The 24,182-nt window shown below is 73.7% G+C and carries 23 protein-coding genes; 8 read left to right on the top strand and 15 right to left on the bottom strand.

The window, feature by feature from the left end:
- Positions 1-123: 123 nt before the first annotated feature.
- The 4 genes from ACFRQN_RS28065 to ACFRQN_RS28050 all read right to left on the bottom strand — a co-directional run bounded on the left by ACFRQN_RS28065 (position 124) and on the right by ACFRQN_RS28050 (position 3,714).
- Positions 124-369: an acyl carrier protein gene (locus ACFRQN_RS28065; protein ID WP_049656691.1), complete on the bottom strand. Its 246-nt coding sequence runs from the start codon at positions 367-369 to the stop codon at positions 124-126.
- Positions 370-444: 75 nt separating this feature from the next.
- The gene (locus ACFRQN_RS28060) at positions 445-1,476 is read right to left on the bottom strand and encodes a beta-ketoacyl-ACP synthase III (protein ID WP_049656693.1); all 1,032 of its coding nucleotides are present in this window, start codon (positions 1,474-1,476) and stop codon (positions 445-447) included.
- A complete protein-coding gene (locus tag ACFRQN_RS28055) occupies positions 1,473-2,426 on the bottom strand; it encodes an ACP S-malonyltransferase (protein ID WP_074000763.1) in 954 nt (317 codons plus the stop codon). The genes ACFRQN_RS28060 and ACFRQN_RS28055 overlap by 4 nt, the downstream gene beginning before the upstream one ends.
- A 91-nt stretch (positions 2,427-2,517) precedes the next feature.
- Entirely contained in the window at positions 2,518-3,714 is a 1,197-nt protein-coding gene (locus tag ACFRQN_RS28050; protein ID WP_074001159.1) for a CdaR family transcriptional regulator, read from the bottom strand.
- A 224-nt stretch (positions 3,715-3,938) separates the two neighbouring features.
- On the opposite strand from ACFRQN_RS28050, the gene ACFRQN_RS28045 reads away from it, so the two are divergent.
- Positions 3,939-4,715 (top strand): pirin family protein, encoded by a 777-nt coding sequence (locus ACFRQN_RS28045; protein ID WP_074000764.1) that lies wholly within the window; start codon positions 3,939-3,941, stop codon positions 4,713-4,715.
- On the opposite strand, the gene ACFRQN_RS28040 is transcribed toward ACFRQN_RS28045, so the two are convergent.
- Positions 4,712-5,545, bottom strand: a complete 834-nt coding sequence (locus tag ACFRQN_RS28040) for a serine hydrolase (RefSeq protein WP_074000765.1) — start codon at positions 5,543-5,545, stop codon at positions 4,712-4,714. The genes ACFRQN_RS28045 and ACFRQN_RS28040 overlap by 4 nt on opposite strands.
- A 132-nt stretch (positions 5,546-5,677) precedes the next feature.
- Here ACFRQN_RS28040 and ACFRQN_RS28035 point away from each other — a divergent pair, with 132 nt between their 5' ends.
- Positions 5,678-6,181, top strand: coding sequence for a MerR family transcriptional regulator (locus ACFRQN_RS28035; protein ID WP_107086472.1), 504 nt, complete (start codon positions 5,678-5,680; stop codon positions 6,179-6,181).
- Positions 6,178-7,191, top strand: a complete 1,014-nt coding sequence (locus ACFRQN_RS28030; RefSeq protein ID WP_074000766.1) for an aldo/keto reductase — start codon at positions 6,178-6,180, stop codon at positions 7,189-7,191. The genes ACFRQN_RS28035 and ACFRQN_RS28030 overlap by 4 nt, the downstream gene beginning before the upstream one ends.
- 52 nt (positions 7,192-7,243) lie before the next feature.
- Here the strand turns inward: ACFRQN_RS28030 and ACFRQN_RS28025 are convergent, their stop codons facing one another.
- A complete protein-coding gene (locus tag ACFRQN_RS28025) occupies positions 7,244-7,822 on the bottom strand; it encodes a TIGR03086 family metal-binding protein (protein WP_049652636.1) in 579 nt (192 codons plus the stop codon).
- 111 nt (positions 7,823-7,933) lie between these two features.
- Here ACFRQN_RS28025 and ACFRQN_RS28020 point away from each other — a divergent pair, with 111 nt between their 5' ends.
- On the top strand, positions 7,934-8,923 hold the full coding sequence (locus tag ACFRQN_RS28020; RefSeq protein ID WP_074000767.1) for a YafY family protein: 990 nt from the start codon (positions 7,934-7,936) through the stop codon (positions 8,921-8,923).
- Here ACFRQN_RS28020 and ACFRQN_RS28015 read toward each other — a convergent pair.
- The 7 genes from ACFRQN_RS28015 to ACFRQN_RS27985 all read right to left on the bottom strand — a co-directional run bounded on the left by ACFRQN_RS28015 (position 8,920) and on the right by ACFRQN_RS27985 (position 16,402).
- Positions 8,920-10,134, bottom strand: a complete 1,215-nt coding sequence (locus ACFRQN_RS28015; protein ID WP_241852703.1) for an alpha/beta hydrolase — start codon at positions 10,132-10,134, stop codon at positions 8,920-8,922. The genes ACFRQN_RS28020 and ACFRQN_RS28015 overlap by 4 nt on opposite strands.
- Before the next feature lie 249 nt (positions 10,135-10,383).
- Positions 10,384-10,746 (bottom strand): MmcQ/YjbR family DNA-binding protein, encoded by a 363-nt coding sequence (locus ACFRQN_RS28010; RefSeq protein WP_380742956.1) that lies wholly within the window; start codon positions 10,744-10,746, stop codon positions 10,384-10,386.
- 159 nt (positions 10,747-10,905) lie between these two features.
- Positions 10,906-12,180, bottom strand: coding sequence for an acyltransferase (locus tag ACFRQN_RS28005; protein WP_380742954.1), 1,275 nt, complete (start codon positions 12,178-12,180; stop codon positions 10,906-10,908).
- Positions 12,181-12,207: 27 nt separating this feature from the next.
- Positions 12,208-13,332: an alpha/beta hydrolase gene (locus tag ACFRQN_RS28000; RefSeq protein ID WP_380742952.1), complete on the bottom strand. Its 1,125-nt coding sequence runs from the start codon at positions 13,330-13,332 to the stop codon at positions 12,208-12,210.
- Positions 13,333-13,599: 267 nt separating this feature from the next.
- Positions 13,600-14,274, bottom strand: coding sequence for a response regulator transcription factor (locus ACFRQN_RS27995; protein WP_049652627.1), 675 nt, complete (start codon positions 14,272-14,274; stop codon positions 13,600-13,602).
- Complete coding sequence (locus ACFRQN_RS27990; protein ID WP_053112114.1) at positions 14,271-15,599, bottom strand: sensor histidine kinase; 1,329 nt, start codon at positions 15,597-15,599, stop codon at positions 14,271-14,273. The genes ACFRQN_RS27995 and ACFRQN_RS27990 overlap by 4 nt, the downstream gene beginning before the upstream one ends.
- Positions 15,600-15,715: 116 nt before the next feature.
- A complete protein-coding gene (locus tag ACFRQN_RS27985) occupies positions 15,716-16,402 on the bottom strand; it encodes a TetR/AcrR family transcriptional regulator (RefSeq protein WP_049652623.1) in 687 nt (228 codons plus the stop codon).
- A 233-nt stretch (positions 16,403-16,635) separates the two neighbouring features.
- Between ACFRQN_RS27985 and ACFRQN_RS27980 the strand changes: the two genes are divergently transcribed.
- Positions 16,636-18,225: an MFS transporter gene (locus tag ACFRQN_RS27980; protein WP_369808305.1), complete on the top strand. Its 1,590-nt coding sequence runs from the start codon at positions 16,636-16,638 to the stop codon at positions 18,223-18,225.
- Between the two features lie 89 nt (positions 18,226-18,314).
- On the opposite strand, the gene ACFRQN_RS27975 is transcribed toward ACFRQN_RS27980, so the two are convergent.
- Both ACFRQN_RS27975 and aceE read right to left on the bottom strand, forming a co-directional pair.
- Positions 18,315-18,773, bottom strand: a complete 459-nt coding sequence (locus ACFRQN_RS27975; RefSeq protein ID WP_079271734.1) for a nitroreductase/quinone reductase family protein — start codon at positions 18,771-18,773, stop codon at positions 18,315-18,317.
- 117 nt (positions 18,774-18,890) lie between these two features.
- Positions 18,891-21,641, bottom strand: a complete 2,751-nt coding sequence (gene aceE, locus ACFRQN_RS27970; RefSeq protein WP_074000772.1) for a pyruvate dehydrogenase (acetyl-transferring), homodimeric type — start codon at positions 21,639-21,641, stop codon at positions 18,891-18,893.
- 517 nt (positions 21,642-22,158) lie between these two features.
- On the opposite strand from aceE, the gene ACFRQN_RS27965 reads away from it, so the two are divergent.
- The 3 genes from ACFRQN_RS27965 (at position 22,159) to ACFRQN_RS27955 (ending at position 24,111) form a co-directional block, all read left to right on the top strand.
- Positions 22,159-22,602 carry a DUF3052 domain-containing protein gene (locus tag ACFRQN_RS27965; RefSeq protein WP_049652614.1) on the top strand — a complete coding sequence of 148 codons (444 nt, stop codon included), beginning with the start codon at positions 22,159-22,161 and terminating at the stop codon, positions 22,600-22,602.
- Between the two features lie 241 nt (positions 22,603-22,843).
- Complete coding sequence (locus ACFRQN_RS27960; RefSeq protein WP_074000773.1) at positions 22,844-23,302, top strand: peroxiredoxin; 459 nt, start codon at positions 22,844-22,846, stop codon at positions 23,300-23,302.
- 233 nt (positions 23,303-23,535) lie between these two features.
- Positions 23,536-24,111 (top strand): TerD family protein, encoded by a 576-nt coding sequence (locus ACFRQN_RS27955; RefSeq protein ID WP_074000774.1) that lies wholly within the window; start codon positions 23,536-23,538, stop codon positions 24,109-24,111.
- Positions 24,112-24,182 lie beyond the last annotated feature (71 nt).

Raw genomic sequence — 24,182 nt, 5'->3', positions numbered from 1 at the left:
GCGGGGGGGGGCGCCCCCCCGGCGGGGGGGGGCGGGGGGGCCCCCCCCCCCCGGCCCCCCCGGTCAGCCCCCGCCGGCGTACGGGACGCCGGGCGGGCTGGCCGAGTCGAACGACTCGATCGCTCAGGCGGCGTTGGCGAGGATGTAGTCCACCGCGTCGCCGACGGTCTTCAGGTTCTTGACCTCGTCGTCCGGGATCTTGACGTCGAAGCGCTCCTCGGCGGCCACGACGACCTCGACCATGGACAGCGAGTCGACGTCCAGGTCATCGGTGAAGGACTTGTCGAGCGCGACATCCTCGGTCGGGATACCGGCGATCTCGTTGACGATCTCGGCGAGACCTTCCAGGACCTCGTCCTTGGTAGCCATACTGGCTGCTCCTCTTCGGTGTTGAACGCGTCCGGCCGGCGGCCGGACACAGGCTTGTGGATTGGGCGAATGCGCCTAGGGGAGAGTAACGACTGCCGCGGCGTACACGAGACCCGCCCCGAACCCGATGATCAGGGCCAGGTCCCCGCTGTGGGCCTCACCGCTCTCCAGCATGCGTTCCATCGCCAGCGGGATGGAGGCGGCGGAGGTGTTGCCGGTCTCGGCGATGTCGCGGGCGACGGGCACCGACTCCGGCAGCTTGAGCGCCTTGATCATGGCATCCGTGATCCGCATGTTGGCCTGGTGCGGGATGAACGCGCCGAGCTGGTCGGCGGTGATCCCGGCGGCGTCCAGCGCCTGCTGGGCCACCTTGGCCATCTCCCACACCGCCCAGCGGAAGACCGGCTGGCCGTCCATCCGCAGGGCCGGCCACTTGGTCTCCTCGCCCGCGCCGTTGACGGCGTCGGACTTGGCGAAGGCGGTGTCCCAGGCCTCGGTCTGGGTGATCAGGTCGGCCTGCGAGCCGTCCGAGCCCCAGACCAGCTTGCCGATGCCGGGAGTGTCGGACGGGCCGACGACCACGGCGCCGGCGCCGTCGCCGAAGATGAAGGCGGTGGAGCGGTCCGACCGGTCGGTCAGGTCGCTGAGCCGCTCGACGCCGATGACCAGCACGTACTCGGCGTTGCCGCCGCGGATCATGCCGTCGGCCAGGCCCAGGCCGTAGCCGAAGCCGGCGCAGGCGGCCGAGATGTCGAAGGCCGGGGCGGTGCCGCAGCCGAGCCGCTCGGAGATCTCGGTGGCGATCGCCGGGGTCTGCTTGAAGTGCGAGACGGTCGAGACGATCACGCCGCCGATCTGCTCGGCGGTGATCCCGGCCTGGGCGATCGCCTTGCCGGCGGCCTGGACGGACATCTCGGAGACGGACTCCTCCGGGCCGGCCCAGCGGCGCTCGGCGATCCCGCTGCGGGTGCGGATCCACTCGTCCGAGGAGTCGATCCACTCCAGGACCTCGGAGTTGGGGATCACCCGGACCGGACGGTAGCCGCCGACGCCGAGGATGCGCGAGTACTGCGCGCCGCTCACCGGACGGATCTGGGGCTTGGTCATGCCTGGTTCTCCTGCTCCTGACCGCCGTGCTCCGCGACGAGCGCGCGGGCCTTGTCCAGATCGGCGGGGGTCTTGAGGGCGAGCGTGGCCACACCCTTGAGGTTGCGCTTGAGCAGCGCGGTGAGGGTGCCGGCCGGGGACAGCTCGATCACGGCCGTCGCGCCCAGCTGCCCGAGGGTCTCCATGCAGAGGTCCCAGCGGACCGGGTTGGAGACCTGCGACACCAGGCGGGCGAGGACCTCCGCGCCGGAGTCCACGACCGCGCCGTCCTTGTTGGAGACGTAGCGGACCTTCGGGTCGGCCACGCTGGTCAGGGTCGGGGCCAGCTCGGCCAGCCGCTCGACGCCCGGGGCCATGTGCTCGGTGTGGAAGGCGCCGGCCACCTTGAGGGCCACCAGCTTGGAGCGGGTCGGCGGGTCCGCCTTCAGCGCCTCCAGCTGGTCCAGCGTGCCGGCGGCGACGATCTGGCCGCCGCCGTTGTTGTTGGCCGCCGTCAGGCCGTGCTCGGCCAGCTTGGCCGCGACCTCCTCCGGCTCGCCGCCGAGCAGGGCGAGCATGCCCGTCTCGGTGACGGCGGCGGCCTCGGCCATGGCCCGGCCGCGCTCGCGCACGAAGGTCAGCGCGTCGTGGGCGGTGAGCACCCCGGCGCCGGCGGCGGCGGTGATCTCACCGACGCTGTGGCCGGCCACGGCGCCGACCAGCGCACGGGCGGCATCCTCGTCCGGGAACAGCTCCCGGGCGGTCACCAGACCGGCCGCGACCAGCAGCGGCTGGGCGACGGCGGTGTCCTTGATCTCCTCGGCGGACGCCTCGGTCCCGGCGCGCACCAGGTCGAGCCCGGCGACCTCCGACCAACCGCGCAGGCGGTCGGCGACGCCGTCGAGCTCCAGCCAGGGGCTGAGGAAACCGGGGGACTGGGCACCCTGTCCAGGGGCGACGATTACGAGCACGGTTCAACCCTCTCTCGCCAGGCGCCCAGGGGCGGGTAGGCGACGGTAACGAAGAAAACCATCCGGGATTGTATGGTCCCTACACTCCGGCTCAGCCGGGCTCCCCGACGGCGTCCAGCCGGCCGAGGGCCAGTGCGATCCGCAGAGTGAACGCCGAACGTACGTCGGAGGGGGCGTACCCCGTGACATCAGTCACACGTCGTAGCCGGTAGCGCACCGTATTCGGGTGGACGAAGAGCATCCGGGCCGCACCCTCCAGCGAGGAGGCCTGCTCCAGGTAGACACTCAGCGTCTCCAGCAGGGCGGAGCCGGCCTCGTCCAGCGGTGTGTAGATCTCCTCCACCAGCTGGCGGCGCGCGGCCTGGTCGCCGGCCAGCGCCCGCTCGGGCAGCAGGTCGTCGGCCAGCACCGGGCGGGGGGCGTCCGGCCAGGCGGCGCAGGCCCGCAGGCCGGCCGCGGCGGCGGCGGCCGAGCGGGTCGCGGAGAGCAGGTCGGGCACGGTCGGGCCGACCACCACCGGGCCCGGCGCGAACTGGCCGATCAGCGCGCGGGCCGCGTGCACCGGCTCCTTCTCGCCGCCGACCACGACCACCAGGCGCTTGCCCAGCACCCCGGTCAGCACGTTCAGCTTGGCGTACCGGGCGGCCCGGCGGATCGCCTCGACCACCAGCTCGCTGTCCCCGTCCGGCGCGCTGCCCATCACCACCCGGACCTGGCTGGGCTGGCCCCAGCCGAGCGCCGCGGCCCGCGAGAGCACGCCCTCGTCGGCGTCGCCGGACAGCAGCGAGTTGACCACCAGCGCCTCCAGCCGGGCGTCCCAGGCGCCGCGCGCCTCGGCGGCCTGGGCGTACACCTGGGCGGTCGCGAAGGCGATCTCCCGGGCGTAGACCAGCACCGACTCGCGCATGTCCGCCTCGTCGCCGGGGGCGGCCACCTCCTCGATGGCCTCCTCCATCACCTCGATCGTGGTGCGGATCAGCTCGACGGTCTGGCGCAGGGTGATCGCCCTGGTCAGCTCGCGCGGGGCGGTGCCGAAGACGTCGGTGGAGATCGCCTGGGCGGCGTCGGGGTGGCGGTACCACTCGGTGAAGGCGGCGATGCCGGCCTGGGCGACCAGGCCGATCCAGGACCGGTGCTCCGGGGGCATCCGCCGGTACCAGCCGAGCTGGTCGTCCATCCGCGAGATCGCGGCGGTGGCCAGCTTGCCGGAGGACTTCTCCAGCCGCTTGAGCGTCGCGGCCCGGCGCTCGGCGCGCTCGGCGGCGTTTCTGCGCTCCTGCGCCGTCAGGCGGGGCGCCGCGCGGCCGGGGCGGTCACGGCCCGCCCGGGCGGCCGGGCTCTTCCCGGTGGGGTCGGGTGCGGGGCTGGGGCTGGGTTCGCTCTTGGAGTTCGCGGAAGCGGCTGGCACAAGGACAAGACTGCCTCACGCGAGTGACTGCTCGTGCACACCCCCCGGCGGAGCGGCGCGGTGGCAAGAGTCACACCCCGCGCGCCGGCGACTACGGTGGGGGCGTGACCGAAGCCGCCGACCGCCCCCGCGCCGACCTGCGCCGCACCGCCGAACGCTACCGCTCCGCCCCGGCCGAGGGCGTCGAGACCCGGCACGCGTTCTCCTTCTCGGGCCACTACGACCCGAAGAACACCCACTTCGGCGCGCTGCTCGCGTGCAACGAGGAACTCCTCGCCCCCGGCGCCGGGTTCGAGGAGCACAAGCACCGGGACACCGAGATCCTCACCTGGGTGCTGGAGGGGGCGCTGGCCCACCGGGACTCCTACGGCCACAGCGGGGTGGTCCGGCCCGGGATGGTGCAGCACCTCAGCGCCGGCTCCGGCGTCACCCACACCGAGCGCAACGTCGGCGGCGCCACCGGGCCGGTCCGCTTCGTCCAGATGTGGCTCCAGCCGGACGAGTTCGACGCGCCGCCCGCGTACGGCCTGCGCAAGGTGGAACCGGCGGACGGCGGGTTGACGCTGCTCGCCTCCGGCCTGGAGCGCGACGCCGGGACGGACGCCCTGCGGCTGCGCCGCCGCGACGCCGCGCTCTGGCTGGCCACCGCCGGGCCGTGGCAGCCGCTGCCGCCGCTGCCCGAGGCGCCCTGGCGGTACGCGCACCTGACGGCCGGCTCGCTGGGCTACCGGACCGTCCCGGGGCCCAAGGGCGGCGGCCGCTCGATGGTCCCGGGCGACAGCGTGCGGATCACCGGCGAGGCCTTCGCCGACCCGGCGGCGGGGGAGACCGGCGCCGAACTCCTGCTCTGGGAGATGCACTCGCCGGTCTCGTACGGCTAGCTGTTCAGTTCCGCCAGCACCGCGTCCGAGAAGGCCGGCCAGGCCTCGACCGCCCACGGTCCGAAGTCCCGGTCGGTGAGCGCGACGCAGGCCGCGCCGGCCTGCGGGTCGACCCACAGGAAGGTGCCGGACTGGCCGAAGTGGCCGAAGGTTCCGGGGGAGTTGGCGGTGCCGGTCCAGTGCGGGCTCTTGCCGTCGCGGATCTCGAAGCCGAGGCCCCAGTCGTTCGGGCGGCGGTGGCCGTAGCCGGGCAGCACGCCGCTGGTGCCGGGGAAGGCGACCTCGCGGGTGGCCTGCCGGACGGTGGACGGGTCCAGCAGCTTGGGGGCCTGCAGCTCGGCGGCGAACCGGGTGAGGTCGGCGACGGTGGACAGGCCGCCGGCGCCGGCCGGGGACTTGTGGGCGGTGTGGATCAGGGTGTCCGTCATGCCCAGCGGCTCGAACACCGCCTCGGCGACGTAGCGGGAGAACTCGATCCCGGCGGCCTCGGAGAGCGTCCGGGCCAGCGCGTCGAAGCCCGCGTTGGAGTAGAGCCGGCGGTTGCCGGGCTCGGCGAACACCCGGTCCTCGTCGAAGCCCAGGCCGGAGGTGTGCGCGAGCAGGTGGCGGACGGTGGACCCGGGCGGCCCGGCCGGGTCGTCCAGCTCGAACACGCCCTCCTCCAGGGCGACCAGCGCCGCGTACGAGGTGAGCAGCTTGGTCACCGAGGCGAGCGGGAACAGGTGCTGCTGCGGCCCGTGCGCGCCCAGCACCGCGCCGTCCGCCGCCCGGACCACCGCCGCCGCGGCATGGGGCACCGGCCAGTTCTCGATCATCCGCAAGCTCTCCATGGGCCCGACTCTAGTCGCCGGGAAAATCCTCGGAAAAGGTGGTGGCGGGCCCACCCGGATGCCGGGCTTGCTTGGAGTGCACTCAAACTCTGTAGCGTCGTTCCCGTCGCACAGGACAAGGGGGAACGAGCGATGGCCGCACCCGCACGCATCGAGATCGACCTGCGCAGCTGCTCCGAGGTCTTCAGCCGCCCCGTCGGCGATCCGGACCCGAGCCCGAGGCACACCATCAGCGAGGTCGCCACGGCGAGCGGGCTGACCGCCCACACCCTGCGCTGGTACGAGCGGATCGGCCTGCTGGACCCGGTCGACCGGGCGGCGGGCGGCCAGCGCCGCTACTCCGACGCCGACCTGCACCGGCTGGCCTTCCTGGGCCGGCTGCGGCTGACCGGCATGTCGGTGGCGGACATGCTCAAGTACGTGGACATGGCCCGCCAGGGCGAGCAGACCTACGGGGAGCGTCGGCTGCTCCTGGAGGCCCAGCGCGAGGAGGTCCGACAGCGGATCGTGGACCTCCAGGCGACCCTCGCCGTCCTCGACTACAAGATCGACATCTATGCCGGGAAGGGCGCCGTCGGCGCCGGCATCCCGGCCAAGTGCCAGAACATCCATGGAGAGGAAGAGCAGAGCGCATGACTCAGACCGTCCTTCCCACCGTCGAACTCGGCACCGGCGGCCCGCTGGTGGGCGTCCAGGGCCTCGGCTGCATGGGCATGAGCGAGTTCTACGGCCCCACCGACGCCGACGAGGCGCTCGCCACCCTGGACGCCGCGCTGGAGACCGGCGTCACCCTCTTCGACACCGCCGACATGTACGGCTCCGGCCGCAACGAGGAGCTCATCGGCCCCTTCGTCCGGGCCAACCGGGACAAGGTGGTGCTCGCCACCAAGTTCGCCATCCTGCGCTCCGAGGAGGACGGCGCCGTCCGCGGCATCAGCAACGACCCGGCGTACATCCGGACCGCGGTGGACGCCTCGCTGCGCCGCCTCGGCGTGGACGAGATCGACCTGTACTACATGCACCGCCGCGACCCGGCGGTGCCGCTGGCCGACTCGGTCGGCGCCATGGCCGAGCTGGTGAAGGCCGGCAAGGTACGCCACCTCGGCCTGTCCGAGGTGACCGGGGCCGAGCTGCGCGAGGCGCACGCCGTCCACCCGATCGCCGCGCTCCAGTCCGAATGGTCGGTGTTCGCCCGCGACGTCGAGAGCACGGCGGTGCCGGCCGCGGCGGAGCTGGGCGTCACCTTCGTGCCGTACTCGCCGCTCGGGCGGGGCTTCCTGACCGGCGCCTTCCAGGACGCCACGGAGCTCTCGGCGAACGACTACCGCCGCAACCACCCCCGCTTCACCGGCGACAACGCGGCCGCCAACGGCGAACTGCTCGACCCGCTGCGGGAGATCGCCGCGGCCCGCGGCGTCACGCTCGCCCAGGTCGCGCTGGCCTGGGTGCACCAGCGGGCCGAGGTGCACGGGCTGGCCGTGGTGCCGATCCCGGGCACCCGCAAGCGGAGCCGGCTCGCCGAGAACACCGCGGCGGCGACGCTGCGGCTGACCGCCGAGGAGCTGGCGCTGCTGGAGCCGGTGGCCGGCCGGGTGGCGGGGAGCCGCTACGCGGACATGAGCTCCACCTCGGCGGCGCGCGAGTAGCGGGCACCGGCGGCCCGGGGAGTCGGCGGACGCCCCGGGTCGGCCGCCGGGCTCAGACCGTACGGCCCGTCCAGGCGGCCAGCCGGGTGTGCACGTCGGCGTCCTCGGCGACCGGCCGGACGGCGGCGAACGGAACGCCCGGCACCCGCCGCTCGGCCGGCAGCACGAACTCGGCGATGCCCAGGGCGGTCCGCGCCAGGTCGTCGTCCAGGGCGAAGCCGTTGTCGAGGCTCCGGGCGATGTCCCCGGAGTGGGTCACCAGCTCCATCAGGTAGCCGCCGACCGCCATCGCGCCGGGCACCTCGCCCCAGGGGGCGACGGTCGGACGGCCGAGCTTGGCGTCGTCCGCCCAGGCGGCGGTCACCCGGGCGCGGGCCCGGCCCAGGGCGGCCGGCCAGCCCTCGTCGGACGGGTCCTCGATGGCGGCCACGGTGTCCTCGGCGTGGCCGCCCTCGCCCATGTACGCGAACCGGTGGACGCCGCCGACCACGTGGTTCAGCAGCCCGCGCAGGGTGAACTCGGTACAGGGCGTGGGCCGGTCGAGGTCGGCCGGGGTGACGGTGGCGAACAGCTTCTCCAGCTGGTCGAGGGCGGCCTGGTACTGCGGGCGGGCGTCCTGGACGGCGGTCATGGCGCTCAACTCCCTGGTGTCGGGTGGTCGTTCGGGCCCCTTGCGGGCCCGGAACGCAATCTCCCAGTAAAACCTGACAACGGCCGTCAGGATTACTGGGATTCTTGGACCATGAAGGCCGACCGCCTGCTCTCGATCCTCCTGCTGCTCCAGACCCGCGGCCGGGTGCCCGCCACCGAACTCGCCGAGCGGCTGGAGGTGTCCGTCCGCACCATCTACCGCGACGTCGAGTCGCTTTCCGCCGCCGGGGTGCCGGTGTTCACCGAACGCGGGCGGCACGGCGGCATCGGCCTGCTGCCCGGCTACCGCACCGACGTCACCGGCCTGACCGCGGACGAGGCCAGGGCGCTGTTCGTGCTCTCCGCCCAGGGCGCGCACAGCGACCTCGGGCTGGACGGCGCGCTCGGCTCGGCGCTGCGCAAGGTGATGGCGGCGCTGCCGGCCCCGCACCGGCCGGCCGCCGAGCGGGTCCGCGAGCGGATCCTGGTCGACCCGGCCCGCTGGATGCAGACCCCCGGCGCGGCCGGCCCCGCCGCCGGGCCGGACCTGGGCGAGCTGCAGTACGCCGTCTTCGCCGACCGGCGGCTGCGGCTGCGCTACCGGCACAGCGGCACGCCCGCGCCGGTGGAGTACACCGTCGACCCGTACGGGCTGGTGAGCAAGGCCGCGGTCTGGTACCTGGTGGCCGATCTGCACGGCGAGCCGCGGCTGTTCCGGGCCGACCGGGTGCTGGCCGCCGACACCACCGAGGAGGCGGTGCGCCGCCGGACCGGGGTCGGGCTCGGCGAGGTCTGGGCGGTGCTGCGCGAGCAGGTCGAACGGCTGCCGAAGGACGTGCCGGTGCGGGTGCGGGTCCGGCGCGGACGGCTGGACATGTTCCTGCGCATCCACGGCGGCCGGGTCACCGCACCGCCGCCGGAGCCGGGCGCCGTCCCGGCCGAGGAGTGGACCGAGGTGGCGATGGCCTTCCCGGCCCCGGCGGCCGTCCGGTCGCTGCTGGCCTTCGGCGCGGACGTCGAGGTGCTGGCCCCGCCGGCCGCCCGGCGCGAACTGGCCCGGGCGGCGGCGGAGGCCCTGCGGCTGTACGAAGACAGGTCTTAGGAGCCCGGGTTGGCCCGGACCACGTCCTGGTAGTGGCCGAGGGAGATCGCCGCGAAGTTGTGCAGGCTGTCGGTGCCCTCGGTGAGGTAGCCGTTGTGGCCGGCCGCGCGGGCCGAGGAGATCAGCTCGGAGCCGAAGCCGCTCGCGGCCGGGTCGGCGCCGTGGCCGAGCCCGCCGACCTCCATGAACGGCACGTTGCCGATCCAGTCGCTGGGGTTGCGGGTGGCCCAGAGGTGCACGCCCGCGCCCAGCTCGCCGGTGTTCTGCACGCCCATGCCCGGGCTGCCGAAGACCACCAGGTCGGTGATGCCGGAGGTGTCGGACGGCGAGGCGGCCGCGCGCGGGATGTCCGGGGCGGCGGTGCCGCAGACCACCGAGCCGTACGAGTGGCAGAGCAGCGCCGGCGGCGCGTCCGGCCGGGTGGTCTCCTTGAGCCCGGCGAGCAGCCGCTCCAGCCGGGGGGCGGCGACGTCGGCGAGCCGGGAGGTGGCCGCGTCCGGGCCGAGGCCGGAGGGGGTGACGTAGCCGGTCCAGGAGATCACGGCGGTCCGGGTGTCCGGGGCCTGGCGCTGCTCCTCGGTGTGGAGGGCGCGGGCCATGCCGGCCGGGGAGCGCAGCGGGTCGGCCGCCTGGTCGTGGTGGCCGAGGTCGGCGTCCGAGCCGGGGACGAGCACGGAGATCCGCTCGGCGTCGGCGAGGTCGCCCCACACCTCGGTGACCAGGCCGCGGCCGCGCGGGTCGAAGGCCAGGATCTGCCGGTCGGGGGCGAGCAGGTGCTCGACGTCGTTGGCGCGGGAGACGGCCAGCGCGCGGGTGTCGGAGTCCAGCGTGCCGTCGGCGGCGCGGGCCAGGGCCCGGTCGTGCTCGGCGGCCAGGGCGATCCGGTTGGCGCGGTAGCGCAGGTCCAGCGGGGCGCCGTCGTAGTTGCCGACGACCAGCGGGTAGTCCTGGATCAGCCGGTCCAGCTCGGTGGGCGCGAGCGAGGCGAAGAACGCCGCGGCGGCGGCCGGGGTGGTGGTCGCCGGGTCGGGCAGGGAGCGGCCGAAGGAGTGGTCCTCGACCCAGGCGGCGCTGCCGGCCGGGGGCGTGGAGATCGCCAGCTGTTCGGAGGAGACGGCGGCCGCGGCGGCGACGGCCCCGGCGTCGGCGAGCACCGCGCAGCTGGCGAACGCCCCGATCAGTACCCGCTTCCAGCGCCGACGGATGCGCACCGCACCAACTCCCTTGGGGCCCGCACCGTTTCGCGGGCGGTGGTGCCCGGAGGGTGCGATAGCTCTGCTGACTTCCCTGCGCAAGCCTAGGGGGCCCGAAGGGATGCCGGGAACGCCTAAACTGTGGGATGGCTCACATGAACCAGGGGTGTCCGTCCGACGTCTCCCAGTGGTTCGGACAGTGGTTCGGGAAGTGGTTCGTACGGAGGCCCGGACGGCGGCCGGTGCGGCCGTCGGGAAGGGGCGCGCTCAGCCCTCGGACCCGCCGGACCCGTCGGATTCGTCGAACGCGCGGACTAGGCGCTTCGGTGCCGTCCGCCGCCAGGCCTCGGTGACCAGGTCGCGCAGCTCGTCCCCGTCCACCCGGTCCAGCCGGACGCTCACCCAGCCGTGCCGGCCGACGTACGGGGCGGAGGAGAACACCTCGGGCTCGGCGGCGAGCAGTTCGGCCTGGTCCTCGGGGGAGGCCTTGACGGTGACGCGGTCCCCGTCGGGCGCGCCCATCGCGAAGATCCGGCCGCGCACCCGCAGCGTCTCGATGTCCCAGGTCGGCTCCTGGGCGGCCTCCGGCAGGGCCAGGGCCATCGTGCGGAACTCGTCGAACGTCACCATGGCGGCAGGGTAGGGCAGGGCACTGACAGCGCGCCCCCGGCGCGCGGCACGGCGCACCGGGGGCGGCGGGCGACGGCCGCAGGGGCGCGGACCGACCGGTCCACGCCCCAGCGACGGTGGTGCGCCCCGCCGTTCGGACGGGCCGCACCCGGCGGACCGTCACACCATGCCCAGCGCGTACGCCGCGAACAGCGCCGCCGCGGCCCCGGCCACCGCCTTGCCGCCCCGGGAGAAGGCCGTCCACGGGCCGTCGAACCGGCGGGTGAACCAGCCGACCGCCACCAGCACGGCGCCGAACAGCGGCAGCAGCGCCAGCCGGGCGAGCACCCAGCCGAGCGAGTCCGGCGCCGTGCTCAGCCCCGGGACGGCGCCCAGGGCGGCCGCGCCGGGCACCGCCACCGCGAGCATCGCGCTCTGGTGCCAGCAGAAGATCGTCATCGCCGACAGGTTGACCACCACGACCGGCAGCCAGAGCAGCGGACGGCCGGTCAGCAGCCGGCCCAGCCGCTCCCGCAGCAGCACCGCGGCGCCGCACTGGAACGCCGCCAGGGCGAGCACCAGCAGGGACGGCGGGTGCGAGTTGGTCCGCTCCGCCCCGGGCACGCCGACCATGCTGGCCGGGTAGTGGAAGACCAGCAGCAGCGCGGCGAACAGCGCGCCGCCGCCGAGCAGCAGCACCCGGGCCGTCGGGCGGCCGAGCCGGCCCTGCGCCCAGAGCACGCCCAGCTGGTAGCCGAACAGCCAGCCCGGCAGGATGTTCAGCAGCGCGACCCAGGACGGCACCGACCCGGCCCACGGCCCGTACCGCAGCAGGTCGACGGCGGCGACCGAGGCCACCAGCAGGCCCGCCGACCAGCCGCCCAGCCGGCGCCCGGCGGCCACGCAGAGCGGGGTGAGGGCCGTCAGCCCCAGGTAGACCCCGATGTACCAGAGCGGCTGCACCACCAGGGTGGCGCCGGTGCGCACGGTGTCCTCGGGGACGCCGAGCGCGGGCAGCAGCGGGATCAGCGCCGCCCAGACGGCCGCCACCCCGAGCACCGGGCGCAGCAGCCGGACCGCACGGGCCCGCAGCCAGCCGCCGTACGTGACGCCCTTGGCCCGGGCCCGCTCCAGCGAGCGGACCGAGGAGTGGCCGCCGACCAGGAAGAACACCCCGAGCATCTGGAGCACCCAGCTGAGCGGGGCGAAGAAGCCGAGGGTGGAGAGCGGGCTGGCGTTGTGCAGGGCGCCGTCGGGAGAGCGGGTGAAGCCGCCGAGCATCCAGTGGCCGACCGGTACGGCGAGCAGGGCGAGGGCGCGCAGCCCGTCCAGGGCGCGGTCGCGGTCGGCCGGGGTCTTCGCGTCGACCCGCGCGGCGGCGCGGCGCAGGGCGGTGAGCGGTCCGGCGGCGAGCGCTCGGGGGGTACGGGGCGGGGCGGCGAGGGTGTCGGCCATGGTGGTGCTCCTTCCGGTGCGGGCGGGTCAGGCGCGGCCGAGGGCGACGGCGGCGTAGGCGGCGAGGGAGGCGGTGCCGGGGGCGAAGTAGCCGGTGTGGCCGTGGGATCCGGCGGCGGGCAGCGGGCGGGCGCCGAAGCCGGGGGCGGTCGGGTCGGCGCCGTGGCCGAGGCCGAACAGCCGGACCTTGGGCACGTCGCCGATCCAGTCGGAGTCGTTGCGGGCGGTGGCCCAGAGCGGGACGCCCGGGTCGAGGTCGGCGGCCGAGCCGACGCCCATGCCGGGCGAGCCGAGCACCACCACGCCGGAGGCCTGTGCGGGGGTGGGGCGGGCCAGGCCGCAGACCACGGAGCCGTAGCTGTGGCAGAACACGGTGGGCGGGTCCTGCGGGCGGGTGGTGGCGGCGAGTCCGTCGAGCAGCCGGGTGAGGCGGGGGGCGCCGGCCCGGGCCAGGTCCTCGGTGGCGGCGTCCAGGCCGAGGCCGAGCGGGGTGGTGTAGCCGGCCCAGGCGATCACGGCGGTCCGTCCGCCGGTGGCGTCCAGGAGCGCCCGGGCCATGCCGGCCGGGGTGCCGTACGGGTCGCCGGCGCGGTCGAAGCGGAGCAGGTCGGTGTCGGAGCCGGGGACGATCACGGCGGTGCGGCGGGCGGTGGCGAGGTCGCCGTACACCTCGGCGACCTGGCCGCGGCCGCGCGGGTCGAAGGCGAGGATCCGCCGGCCGCCGTCCAGCAGGGCGCGGTAGCGCTCGGCGCGGGTGCGGGCGGCCTCGTGGTCCTGCGGGGTGAGGGCGGGGTCGGCGGCCCGGGCGAGTTCGCGGGTGCGCTCGGCGGTCAGCGCCAGGGCGTTGGCCCGGTACCGGAGGGCGACCGGGGCGCCGTCCAGGTTGCCGACCACCAGCGGGTACCGGGCGGTCAGGGCGTCCTGCCGGGCCGGGTCCAGCCCGGCGAAGAACGCGGCGACCCGGGCCGGTTCGGTGGTGGCCGGGTCGGGCAGCCGCAGGCCGAGCGAGGTGTCGGCCGTCCACGCGGCGCTGCCGGGCGGCGGGCCGGTGACCGGGGTCTGGGTGTCGGCGGCCCAGCCGCCCGCGCCGAGCATGATCGCCACTGCCACCGCGGCGCCGGCGATCGCCCGCCCGGCTCGAAACCTGCGCATGTCCCTGCTCCTTCCTCGTCCGTTCGGCCGCCGACTCGGTTCGGCTTCCGACGAGGAGGAAGGTAGGAATGCGACGGCCCCGCGGACGTCACACCGCGGGGCCAACTCCCGGGTGCTACCCGGGTATCAGAGGAGAGGGCCGCCCCGAGCCGAAGGGCGCGCCGGTGCCGAAAGGGAGAAGCGAGGGAGTGACGAAGGAGCGAGGGAGCGCCGACCGTCGGCGCCGGGTCGAGAGCGCCCGGAGGCGAGCGGGCGAACAGCTGCCGGTTACTGACCCGGTGTCACCAGGCCGGACTCGTAGGCCAGGATCACCGCCTGGGCGCGGTTGTGCAGGCCGAGCTTGGCGAGGATGCGCCCGATGTGGGTCTTGACGGTCTGCTCGGCGAGCACCAGCCCGGCGGCTATCTCCTGGTTGGACAGGCCGCGGGCGATCAGCTCCAGCACCTCGGTCTCGCGCGGGGTCAGGCCGTTGAGCCGCACCTTGGGGTCGCGGCGCCTGGCCGGGCGGGTGCGGGCGAAGTCCTCGATCAGCCGGCGGGTCACCGAGGGGGCGAGCAGCGCCTCGCCGGCCGCGACCACCCGGACCGCGGCGATCAGGTCGGCCGGCGGGGCGTCCTTGAGCAGGAAGCCGCTGGCCCCGGCGCGCAGCGCCTCGTACACGTAGTCGTCCACGTCGAAGGTGGTCAGCATCAGCACCTTGGGCCGGTGGGCGCCCGGCACGGCCGGTTCGAGCAGCCGCCGGGCCGCCTCCAGGCCGTCCATGACGGGCATCCGGACGTCCATCAGCACCAGGTCCGGGTGGGTGCGGCCGTTGACCTCCAGGGCCTGGGCGCCGTCCGCCGCGTCCCCCACCACGTCGATGTCGCTCTGGGCGTTGAGCAGGGCCGCGAAGCCCGCGCGCACCATGGCCTGGTCGTCGACGATGATCACGCGGATGGTCATGCGGTGGTCTCCTGGGGGGTGTCGGTGTCGGGGCGGTCGACGGGCAGGACGGCGGCCACCTTGAAGCCGCCGTCCGGCAACGGGCCGGTGTCCAGCCTGCCATCGACCAGCCGGACGCGTTCACGCATTCCGACCAGCCCCTGCCCGGTGCCCTCGACCGAGGCCTCCAGCGACTCGGTGCGCTGCGGCGGGGGCGCGTTGACCACCGTCACCAGCAGCGCCGGGCCGTCGGTGCTCAGCGACACCCAGGCCCGCGCGCCGGGGGCGTGCCGCACCACGTTGGCCAGCGCCTCCTGCACGATCCGGTAGGCGGACAGGCCGACGGCCTGCGGTGCCTGGTCCAGCAGGTCCACCAGGCCCGGTTCCACCGTCAGTTCGGCCGGTACCCCGGCCCGGCCCACCGTCTCGACCAGCTGGGCGAGTTGGCCCACCCCGGGCTGCGGGGCCCGCTCCCCGCCGGACTCCTCGCTGCGCAGCACGCCGAGCAGCCGGCGCATCTCGGCCAGCGACTCGCGGGCGGTGCCGGCTATCGCGGTGAACTCCTCGGCGGCCTCGTCCGGCACCCCGGTGATCCGGTACGGCGCGCTGGCGGCCTGCACCGCGATGACCGACATGTGGTGCGCGACCACGTCGTGCAACTCCCGTGCGATCCGGGCGCGTTCCTCCAGCAGGGTGCGGCGTTCACGTTCGACCTCGCTGATCTGCTCCTGCTCGCTGAGCAGCCGGCGCGCCTCGGCGCGGTCCCGGACGGCCCAGCCGAGCAGCAGCACGGCGCCGCTGAGCGCGATCAGCAGCATGGTGGTGCCGTCGCCGGAGCGGGGCAGGCCGAGCGTGGTGGTGAGCGCGGTGAGCGCGATGGTGGCGAGCCAGACCGAGAGCAGGGTGGCCCGGCTCTCCCGCAGCGCCAGGGCGATCAGCAGGAAGAGGTACGAGAGGATCATCGGCGCGGTCCACGGCCAGGTGCCGCCGTCCTGGTCGTACCGGGCGGTGATGGTGGCGGTGGCGACCAGGGTGCCCGCGCTGATCCACCAGGCGGCCAGCGGCCGGGTGATGGCGAGCAGCAGCGGCACCGTCTGGGCGACGGTGAGCGCGCCGGCCACCGGGAGCACCAGGCCGAAGAAGCCGACCAGGGTGGCGATCCCGGCGGGGATCAGCGAGGACAGCATGATCAGGACGACGGCGTACGGCAGCCGGCGCACCCAGCGCCGGGGCGACGTTCCGAGCAGCGGGGTGTGGCCGCCGCTCGGGGTGGTCAGGTGGTGTCGGAAGGTGCCCAGCAGGCGCAGGGCGTGCGGGCGGACGTCGGCGGCGGTGAGGTTCTTCATCGCGCGCCAGCCTAGGAGGGCGGGGCCCCGCCGGGCGTCGCACCGGAGCCCGATTTTCCGGGTGCTACCGGGGTACCGGGTGATACCCCGGTATGACGCGGGTGCGCGGCCGGGTACTACGCGCGGTCGTGCCAGTGGCCGGCCAGGGCCGGGCCGAGCTGGTCGAAGTGACGCTCGATCACCGCGACCATGCCCTCGGGGCCGGCCGGCTCGTGCTCGGCGCTCCAGGAGAGGTGGGCCAGGCGCAGCAGTCCGCCGAAGACGGCGGCGAGCACGGCCGGGCGCAGGTCCTCGGCCGGGTCCAGGCCCTCGCGTTCGGCGAGCACCCGGACGACCAGCCGCTCCTGCTCGTTGACCCGCCGCAGGTGGGCGGCGAGCAGCGGGGGCGTCTCCTCGATCATCCGCATGAGTTCGAGGGCGCTGTGGATCGAGCCGGGGCCGGCGGCCTCCTCGCTGCCGAGGTCGTGCCAGGCCTTGACGATCGAGGCGCGCAGGGCCTGGAGCGGGGTCTCCTCGGCCGGGCGGTGGCGCAGGCACTCCATGAAGTAGTCCTCGGCCACGGCCATCACGGCGAGCGCGACCTCGTCCTTGTTGGCGAAGTAGCGGAAGAAGGTGCGCTGGGAGACGTCGACGGCGGAGGCGATCTCGTCGACGGTCGTCCGGGCGAAGCCCTGCCGGAGGAAGAGCACGTGGGCGGCCTGGATCAGGGCGTACCGGGTCTGCTGCTTCTTGCGCTCGCGCAGTCCGGGCGTGCGCCCGGGGCCCTCCGGGGCGGCGGTGGTGCGGGGGGTGTGAGCGGCCATGAGCAGGGGCCTTCCGGAGGGCTGGGTACGGCGGTGGGAGCACGATCCTAGCGCTCTGACAAATGTCAGTTATGGCCAGAAGTCACTGTTTGCCGAATGTCAGCGGCTGACATAATCTGCCGAGGTGGCGCCCGTCGGGCCGGGGCACCTGTGGGGACGGGTGGGCCGGGGCGCCACGACCACGTCCTGCACCCCAGCCACGCCCCCGGAGGGCCCTGATGAGCCAGTCCGTCGTGAAGAACTCCGAGGCGGACGCACCGCCGCCGCCGAACCCGCCGTCGGGGGGCGGCCTCAAGGGGCACCCCTGGCTGACCCTGCTGACCGTCGCGGTCGGCGTCATGATGGTCGCGCTGGACGGCACGATCGTCGCCATCGCCAACCCGGTGATCCAGGAGAAGCTGCACGCGGCGCCCGCCGAGATCCAGTGGGTCACCAGCGGCTACCTGCTGGCCCTGGCGGTCTTCCTGGTCACCGCCGGCAAGATCGGCGACCGCTTCGGCCACAAGGCCACCTTCCTGGTCGGCGCGGTGGGCTTCGCCGTGACCTCGGCCGCGATCGGCTTCGCCGGCAACATCCAGACCGTGATCGCCTTCCGGGTGCTCCAGGGCCTGTTCGGCGCGCTGCTCCAGCCGGCCGCGCTCGGCCTGCTGCGCGGGGCCTTCCCGGCCGAGCGGCTCAACATGGCGATCGGCATCTGGGGCGGCGTGATCGGCGCCTCCACCGCGGCCGGCCCGATCGTCGGCGGCCTGCTGGTCGAGCACGTCAACTGGGAGTCGGTGTTCTTCATCAACGTCCCGGTCGGCCTGATCGCGCTGGCGCTGGGCCTGTGGATCCTGCGGGACGTCCGCGCCGAGAAGGCCGCCAAGTCCTTCGACCTGCCCGGCATCGCGCTGCTCTCGGTGGGGATGTTCGCGCTGGTCTTCGGCATCATCAAGGCCCCCGAGTGGGGCTGGGGCGACGGGCGGACGCTGCTGTTCCTGGGCGGCGCGGTGGTCCTGATGGTGCTGTTCGCGCTCTGGCAGGGCAAGGCCCGCGAGCCGCTGGTGCCGCTCGGCCTGTTCCGCTCGGTGCCGCTGTCGGCGGGCGTGCTGCTGATGGCGCTGATGGCCTTCGCGTTCTTCGGCGCGATCTTCTTCGTGACCTTCTACCTGCAGAACGTGCACGGGATGAAGCCGGTCGACGCCGGCGTCCACCTGCTGCCGATGACCGGCATGATGATCGTCGGCTCGCCGCTGGCCGGCCTGGCGATCGGGAAGCTGGGCCCGCGCATCCCGATCGTGGCCGGGATGCTGATCACCACCGTCGCGATGTACGGCATGTCCACCCTGGACACCGGCTCCGGCAACGGTGTGATGTCGCTCTGGTTCGTCCTGATGGGCCTCGGCATCAGCCCGGTCATGGTCGGCGCCACCGAGGTGATCGTCGGCAACGCCCCGCTGGAGCTGTCCGGCGTGGCCGGCGGCCTCCAGCAGGCCGCGATGCAGGTCGGCGGCAGCCTCGGCACCGCGGTGCTGGGCGCGCTGATGGCCGCCAAGGTCGGCGACGTGCTGCCGGGCAACTGGGCGAAGGCCGGCCTGCCGCCGGTCGAGGGCGCGGCGGGCGAGGGCCTCAAGCAGGCCGCCCAGCTCGGCATCGCCCCGCCGGCCCCGGCCGGCACCCCGCAGCAGGCGGTGGACGCGATGGCCGGCGCCGTCCACGAGTCCTTCGTGAGCGGCATGTCGCTCGCCTTCGCGGTGGCCTCGGTGGTGGCCCTCGCCGCCGCCGCGCTCGGCCTGCTCACCCGCCGCGGCACCACCGACGCGGGCCCGTCCGTGCACATCTGACGGCCCCACGGCCCCGCCGCACGCCACGGCCCCGGACTCCTCGGAGTCCGGGGCCGTCGTGGTGCCCGGGCGGCGGGCGCCCCTGTGCGTCAGGCGCGGCTGAGGGCCACCAGCGGGACGGTCCGGGCGGTGGTGCGGTAGCCGGCGAACTGGGGCTGGGCGGCGATCTGACGGGCCCAGAGCGCGTCGTGCTCGGCCGGGTCGACCGGGGCCGCCAGGGCCGGGTAGCGCTCGGCGCCGACCTCGACGGTCACCTCGGGGTGGGCCACCAGGTTGCGGTACCAGAGCGGGTCCTGCTCGCTGCCGCCGTTGGAGGCGAAGACCACCAGCCGCCCGCCGTCCGGCAGGTAGACCAGGGGAGTGGTGCGCGGCTCGCCGCTGCGGGCGCCGACCACGGTGAGCAGGAGGACCGGCGCGTCGGCGAGCGGGCCGCCGACGGCCCCCTGCCGGGTGCGGAACTCCGCGATCACGTTCCGGTTGAACTCGCCCGCGCCGTCGGCGGGTTCGGGGTGCCGCCCGGAGGGCCCGGGCCTCGTCTCGTCGGTCATGGCGCCGAGCCTAGGACCTCACACCGGTGTGAGGGTCAAGAACACGACGGACGGCGAAGGGCCGGACCCCCCGTGCGGGAGGTCCGGCCCCTCGGTGCCTCAGTGCCTACCGGCCGGTCAGGCGTCGCCGCCGGCGGCGCCCGGGTCGGCCGCGGTCACGTCGAGCAGCTGGTAGCGGTCGATCGCGTCCTTCAGCGCCGAGCGGTCGATCTTGCCCTGCTTGGCGAGCTCGGTGAGCACGCCCAGGACGACCGACTGCGCGTCGATGTGGAAGAAGCGACGGGCCGCGCCACGGGTGTCGGCGAAGCCGAAGCCGTCGGCGCCCAGCGACTGGTACTGACCCGGCACCCAGCGGGCGATCTGGTCCGGCACCGCGCGCATCCAGTCGGACACCGCGACGACCGGGCCCTCGGCACCCTGGAGCTTCTGGGTGACGTACGGCACGCGCTGCTGCTCCTCGGGGTGCAGCAGGTTGAACTCCTCGGCCTCCACCGCGTCGCGGCGCAGCTCGTTCCAGGAGGTCGCGGACCAGACGTCGGCCTTGACGTTCCACTCCTCGGCGAGGATGCGCTGGGCCTCCAGGGCCCACGGCACGGCCACGCCGGAGGCGAGGATCTGGGCCGGGATCTGGCCCGCGGTGCCCGGCGCGTACCTGTGCAGACCCTTGAGGATGCCCTCGACGTCCACGTTCTCCGGCTCGGCCGGCATCTTGATCGGCTCGTTGTAGACGGTCATGTAGTAGAACACGTCCTCGCCGTGCGGGTGCTCGGCGCTGGAGCCGTACATCCGCCGCAGACCGTCCTGGACGATGTGCGCGATCTCGAAGCCGTACGCCGGGTCGTACGCGACGACGCCGGGGTTGGTCGAGGCCAGCAGGTGCGAGTGGCCGTCGGCGTGCTGCAGGCCCTCACCGGTCAGCGTGGTGCGGCCGGCGGTGGCGCCGATCACGAAGCCGCGGGCCAGCTGGTCGGCCATCTGCCAGAACTGGTCGCCGGTGCGCTGGAACCCGAACATCGAGTAGAAGACGTACACCGGGATCAGCGGCTCGCCGTGGGTGGCGTAGGACGAGCCGGCGGCGATCAGCGAGGCGGTGCAGCCGGCCTCGGAGATGCCGTCGTGCAGCATCTGGCCGGTCGGCGACTCCTTGTAGGCGAGGAGCAGGTCCCGGTCGACCGACTCGTAGGTCTGGCCGAGCGGGTTGTAGATCTTCGCCGACGGGAAGAGCGAGTCCATGCCGAAGGTGCGGTACTCGTCCGGCGCGATCGGCACGAAGCGGTTGCCGATGCCCTTGTCCCGCATGAGGTCCTTGAGCACCCGGACGAACGCCATGGTGGTGGCGATGGTCTGGTTGCCGGAGCCCTTCTTGACCGCCTTGTAGGCGTCGTCGCCGGGCAGCTCCAGCTTCCGCGGGCGGACCTTGCGGGTCGGCACGTAGCCGCCGAGCTCCTCCCGGCGGTCGTGCATGTACTGGATCTCCTCCGAGTCGCGGCCCGGGTGGTAGTAGGGCGGGTAGCCCTCGTCCAGCTGCTTGTCGGTGATCGGCAGGTGCAGCCGGTCGCGGAAGCGCTTCAGGTCCTCGACCGTCAGCTTCTTCATCTGGTGGGTGGCGTTGCGGCCCTCGAAGTTGGGGCCCAGCGTCCAGCCCTTGACCGTCTGCGCCAGGATGACCGTCGGCTGGCCCTTGTGCTCGCGGGCCGCCTTGAACGCCGCGTAGATCTTCTTGTGGTCGTGGCCGCCGCGACCCAGGTGCTGGATCTGCTGGTCGGTCATGTTCTCGACCATGGCGCGCAGGCGCAGGTCGCCGCCGAAGAAGTGCTCGCGGATGTACTGGCCGGTCTCGGTGGCGTAGGTCTGGAACTGGCCGTCCACCGTGGTGTTCAGCTTGTTGACCAGGACGCCGTCGCGGTCCTGCGCGAGCAGCGGGTCCCAGGAGCGGTCCCAGACCAGCTTGATCACGTTCCAGCCGGCGCCCCGGAACTGGGACTCCAGCTCCTGGATGATCTTGCCGTTGCCGCGGACCGGGCCGTCCAGGCGCTGCAGGTTGCAGTTGACCACGAAGGTCAGGTTGTCCAGGCCCTCGCGGGCGGCCAGCGAGAGCTGGCCGAGCGACTCGGGCTCGTCCATCTCGCCGTCGCCGAGGAAGGCGTAGACCTGCGAGTCCGAGGTGTCCTTGATGCCGCGGTGCTCCAGGTAGCGGTTCATCCGCGCCTGGTAGATCGCGCCGAGCGGGCCGAGGCCCATCGAGACGGTCGGGAACTCCCAGAAGTCCGGCATCAGCCGCGGGTGCGGGTAGCTGGAGAGGCCGTACGGGGCCTTCGACTTCTCCTGGCGGAAGGCGTCGAGCTGCTGCTCGGTGAGCCGGTCCAGCAGGAAGGCGCGGGCGTAGATGCCGGGGGAGGCGTGACCCTGGAAGAAGATCTGGTCGCCCGACTCGCCCTCGGCGTCCTTGCCGCGGAAGAAGTAGTTGAAGCCGACGTCGTAGAGCGACGCGGAGGAGGCGAAGGTGGCGATGTGGCCACCGACGCCGATGCCGGGGCGCTGCGCCCGGGAGACCATGACGGCCGCGTTCCACCGGGTCGCGTTGAGGATCTTCCGCTCGATCTCCTCGTTGCCGGGGAAGAACGGCTCGTCCTTGGTCGCGATGGTGTTGACGTAGTCCGTGCTGCGCATCTCGGGCACGGCGACACGCTTCTCGCGGGCGCGCTCGATCAGCCGCAGCATCAGGTAACGGGCACGCTCACGCCCCCGCTCGTCGATGGCCGCATCGAGCGACTCCAGCCATTCCGCGGTCTCCTCGGGATCGAAGTCCGGGACCTGACTCGGAAGGCCGCCAATGATGATCGGGTTGCGATCGGATCCGGAAGCCACGCTGTTCCTTCACTGTCGGTCGAAACTGAGGTGTGTCGCGCCGCCTCCATCGTGCTACCGCGCTCGGAGATCCGTCATCTCTACCGATCGGTAACCGTTGCGCCCGGTGGGCGGTCCGGTCTGGTGGTGCGCGGTGCGGGCGTCTCCGTCCGCTCCGCACACCCCCGGGTGTTACGAAAAGAGGTGGTCCGACCTGGTGTCCCGTCCGCCCGATGGCGGGCGGCCGGGGTGAGGGCCAACAGGAGACTCTACGCCCGCGCACGCGCGGACCCCGAATGCCGTTCGCATCTCGGGCACACGTACGGCCTGTGGGCCGGGACCACCCGAAGCATCCTCGGACCATGCAGAAAAGGGCAAATCGGTGTGATTCCCGACACGTCCCACGGCGTGTTCCGGTGCGACACGTCAACCTTTGGAGGGGATCGGGGGTCGGGTACTTGCGCGAACCGCCGCGCCCGTGTGGACTACGGCCACAGCCTCGGCATGGATGCCGAGCCGAATACTGGAGGTTATTCCCGTGAGCGCGACCGCGGACCCCGCGGACAAGTCCAACCCGGCGACCCGTCTCGGCTTCGAAGAGGGCCAGATCATCCAGGAGCTGGGGTACGACGAAGACACTGACCAGGACCTCCGCGAAGGCATCGAGGAGCTCACCGGGACGGATCTCGTCGACGAGGACTACGACGACGTCGCCGACGCCGTCCTGCTGTGGCACCGCGACGACGACGGGGACCTCACCGACGCCCTCGTCGACGCGCTGGAGTACCTGGCGGAGGGCGGCCTCATCTGGCTGATGACGCCCAAGACCGGGCGGGACGGCCACATCGAGGCGTCCGACATCAACGACTCGGCCAAGACCGCCGGTCTCTCCCAGACCAGCTCGATCAACATCGTCAAGGACTGGGCGGCCACCCGGCTCGCGACCAAGTCCACGGCGAAGCAGAGCGGCGGAAAGCGCTGAGCGGGCTCTGAAGTCCCCGCACCGGGCCCCGCCGGAGGAATCCCCTCCGGCGGGGCCCGCTGCATGCCCGCCGCCCGCCCGGGGCCCGGCCGGCGCTCCGGACCGGCCCGTTCGCGGACGGCGAACGCGGCGGGCCGCGGCCGCCCGCCTCATCCGTTCGGCGGAACGGCCGTAAACGAATGCGAGGATGTGGCCTGCCGCGCCCGCCGCGCGGCGCGCTCGCGTCAGAAAGGTCCCGTTCATGGCCATCGAGGTCGGCACCCAGGCTCCGGACTTCGAGCTCCGCAACCAGCACGGCGAGTCCGTCCGGCTCTCCGACTTCCGCGGCCGGAAGAACGTCGTCCTGGTCTTCTACCCGTTCGCCTTCACCGGCGTCTGCACCGGCGAGCTGGGCGCGATCCAGCGGGAGCTGGCGGGCCTGCAGAACGACACCGTGCAGGTGCTCGGGCTCTCCTGCGACTCCCAGTTCTCCCAGCGGGTCTTCGCCGACCGGGAGGGCCTGGAGTTCCCGCTGCTGGCCGACTTCTGGCCGCACGGCGAGGTCGCCCGCGCGTACGGCGTCCTCGACGAGGAGCGGGGCTGCCCGCTGCGCGGCACCTTCGTGGTCGACACCGCCGGCGCGGTGCGCTGGAGCGTCGTCAACGGCCTCCCGGACGCCCGGGACGAGCAGGAGTACCTGAAGGTGCTCGCGGCGCTCTGAGGCCCCCGCCGGGGGCCCCGGACGCGTCCCGGGCGCGCCCGCCGGGCCCCTTCGGCGCCCGCCGGCCGGGTGCCGTGGGGCCGTGTCCGGCCTGATCAGGGGTGCGGGCGGGAACCCCGTACTACGCTCGGGCCGTTGGCGGGGTGGGACGCGGGGGCCGATCGGCCCCCCGCCGCCCCGGACCGCACCACCGGGGGCACCACTGGACGTGCCTCCCGATTCTTGGAGGACTAGTGGGAGTCAGCCTCAGCAAGGGCGGCAACGTCTCGCTCACCAAGGAGGCACCCGGCCTCACGGCCGTGGTCGTCGGCCTGGGCTGGGACGTCCGGACCACCACCGGTGCGGACTTCGACCTGGACGCCAGCGCCCTGCTGTGCAACGCCCAGGGCAAGGTCGCCTCGGACGGCAACTTCGTGTTCTTCAACAACCTGAAGAGCCCGGACGGCTCGGTCGAGCACACCGGTGACAACCTGACCGGCGAGGGCGAGGGCGACGACGAGGCGATCAAGGTCAACCTGGCCGGCGTCCCGGCGGACGTGGAGAAGATCGTCTTCCCGGTGTCGATCTACGACGCCGAGACCCGCAGCCAGAACTTCGGCCAGGTGCGCAACGCGTTCATCCGCGTGGTGAACCAGGCCGACAACTCGGAGCTGGCCCGCTACGACCTCTCCGAGGACGCCTCCACCGAGACCGCGATGGTCTTCGGCGAGCTGTACCGCAACGGCAGCGAGTGGAAGTTCCGCGCCATCGGCCAGGGCTACGCCTCCGGCCTGCGCGGCATCGCGCAGGACTTCGGCGTCAACGTCTGAGCCGTCGCCGGCGCCCTGCGGCGCGGGCTGCGCGCCGTTCTCCCGGGGCGGCCCCGGACCTCCGTGGTCCC

Source organism: Kitasatospora sp. NPDC056800 (assembly GCF_042789775.1).
In the GTDB taxonomy this organism is placed as follows: Bacteria; Actinomycetota; Actinomycetes; order Streptomycetales; family Streptomycetaceae; genus Kitasatospora.
Note: the sequence above shows the minus strand (reverse complement) of the source record. Positions and strands in the feature narration are given on the sequence as shown.

Bases quoted from the DNA above. Each gene is read 5' to 3' on its own strand.
- ACFRQN_RS28065 (WP_049656691.1), bottom strand. From the start codon at position 369: ATGGCTACCAAGGACGAGGTCCTGGAAGGTCTCGCCGAGATCGTCAAC.
- ACFRQN_RS28060 (WP_049656693.1), bottom strand. From the start codon at position 1,476: ATGACCAAGCCCCAGATCCGTCCGGTGAGCGGCGCGCAGTACTCGCGC.
- ACFRQN_RS28040 (WP_074000765.1), bottom strand. From the start codon at position 5,545: ATGGAGAGCTTGCGGATGATCGAGAACTGGCCGGTGCCCCATGCCGCG.
- ACFRQN_RS28035 (WP_107086472.1), top strand. From the start codon at position 5,678: ATGGCCGCACCCGCACGCATCGAGATCGACCTGCGCAGCTGCTCCGAG.
- ACFRQN_RS28030 (WP_074000766.1), top strand. From the start codon at position 6,178: ATGACTCAGACCGTCCTTCCCACCGTCGAACTCGGCACCGGCGGCCCG.
- ACFRQN_RS28025 (WP_049652636.1), bottom strand. From the start codon at position 7,822: ATGACCGCCGTCCAGGACGCCCGCCCGCAGTACCAGGCCGCCCTCGAC.
- ACFRQN_RS28020 (WP_074000767.1), top strand. From the start codon at position 7,934: ATGAAGGCCGACCGCCTGCTCTCGATCCTCCTGCTGCTCCAGACCCGC.
- ACFRQN_RS28010 (WP_380742956.1), bottom strand. From the start codon at position 10,746: ATGGTGACGTTCGACGAGTTCCGCACGATGGCCCTGGCCCTGCCGGAG.
- ACFRQN_RS28005 (WP_380742954.1), bottom strand. From the start codon at position 12,180: ATGGCCGACACCCTCGCCGCCCCGCCCCGTACCCCCCGAGCGCTCGCC.
- ACFRQN_RS28000 (WP_380742952.1), bottom strand. From the start codon at position 13,332: ATGCGCAGGTTTCGAGCCGGGCGGGCGATCGCCGGCGCCGCGGTGGCA.
- ACFRQN_RS27995 (WP_049652627.1), bottom strand. From the start codon at position 14,274: ATGACCATCCGCGTGATCATCGTCGACGACCAGGCCATGGTGCGCGCG.
- ACFRQN_RS27990 (WP_053112114.1), bottom strand. From the start codon at position 15,599: ATGAAGAACCTCACCGCCGCCGACGTCCGCCCGCACGCCCTGCGCCTG.
- ACFRQN_RS27985 (WP_049652623.1), bottom strand. From the start codon at position 16,402: ATGGCCGCTCACACCCCCCGCACCACCGCCGCCCCGGAGGGCCCCGGG.
- ACFRQN_RS27975 (WP_079271734.1), bottom strand. From the start codon at position 18,773: ATGACCGACGAGACGAGGCCCGGGCCCTCCGGGCGGCACCCCGAACCC.
- ACFRQN_RS27960 (WP_074000773.1), top strand. From the start codon at position 22,844: ATGGCCATCGAGGTCGGCACCCAGGCTCCGGACTTCGAGCTCCGCAAC.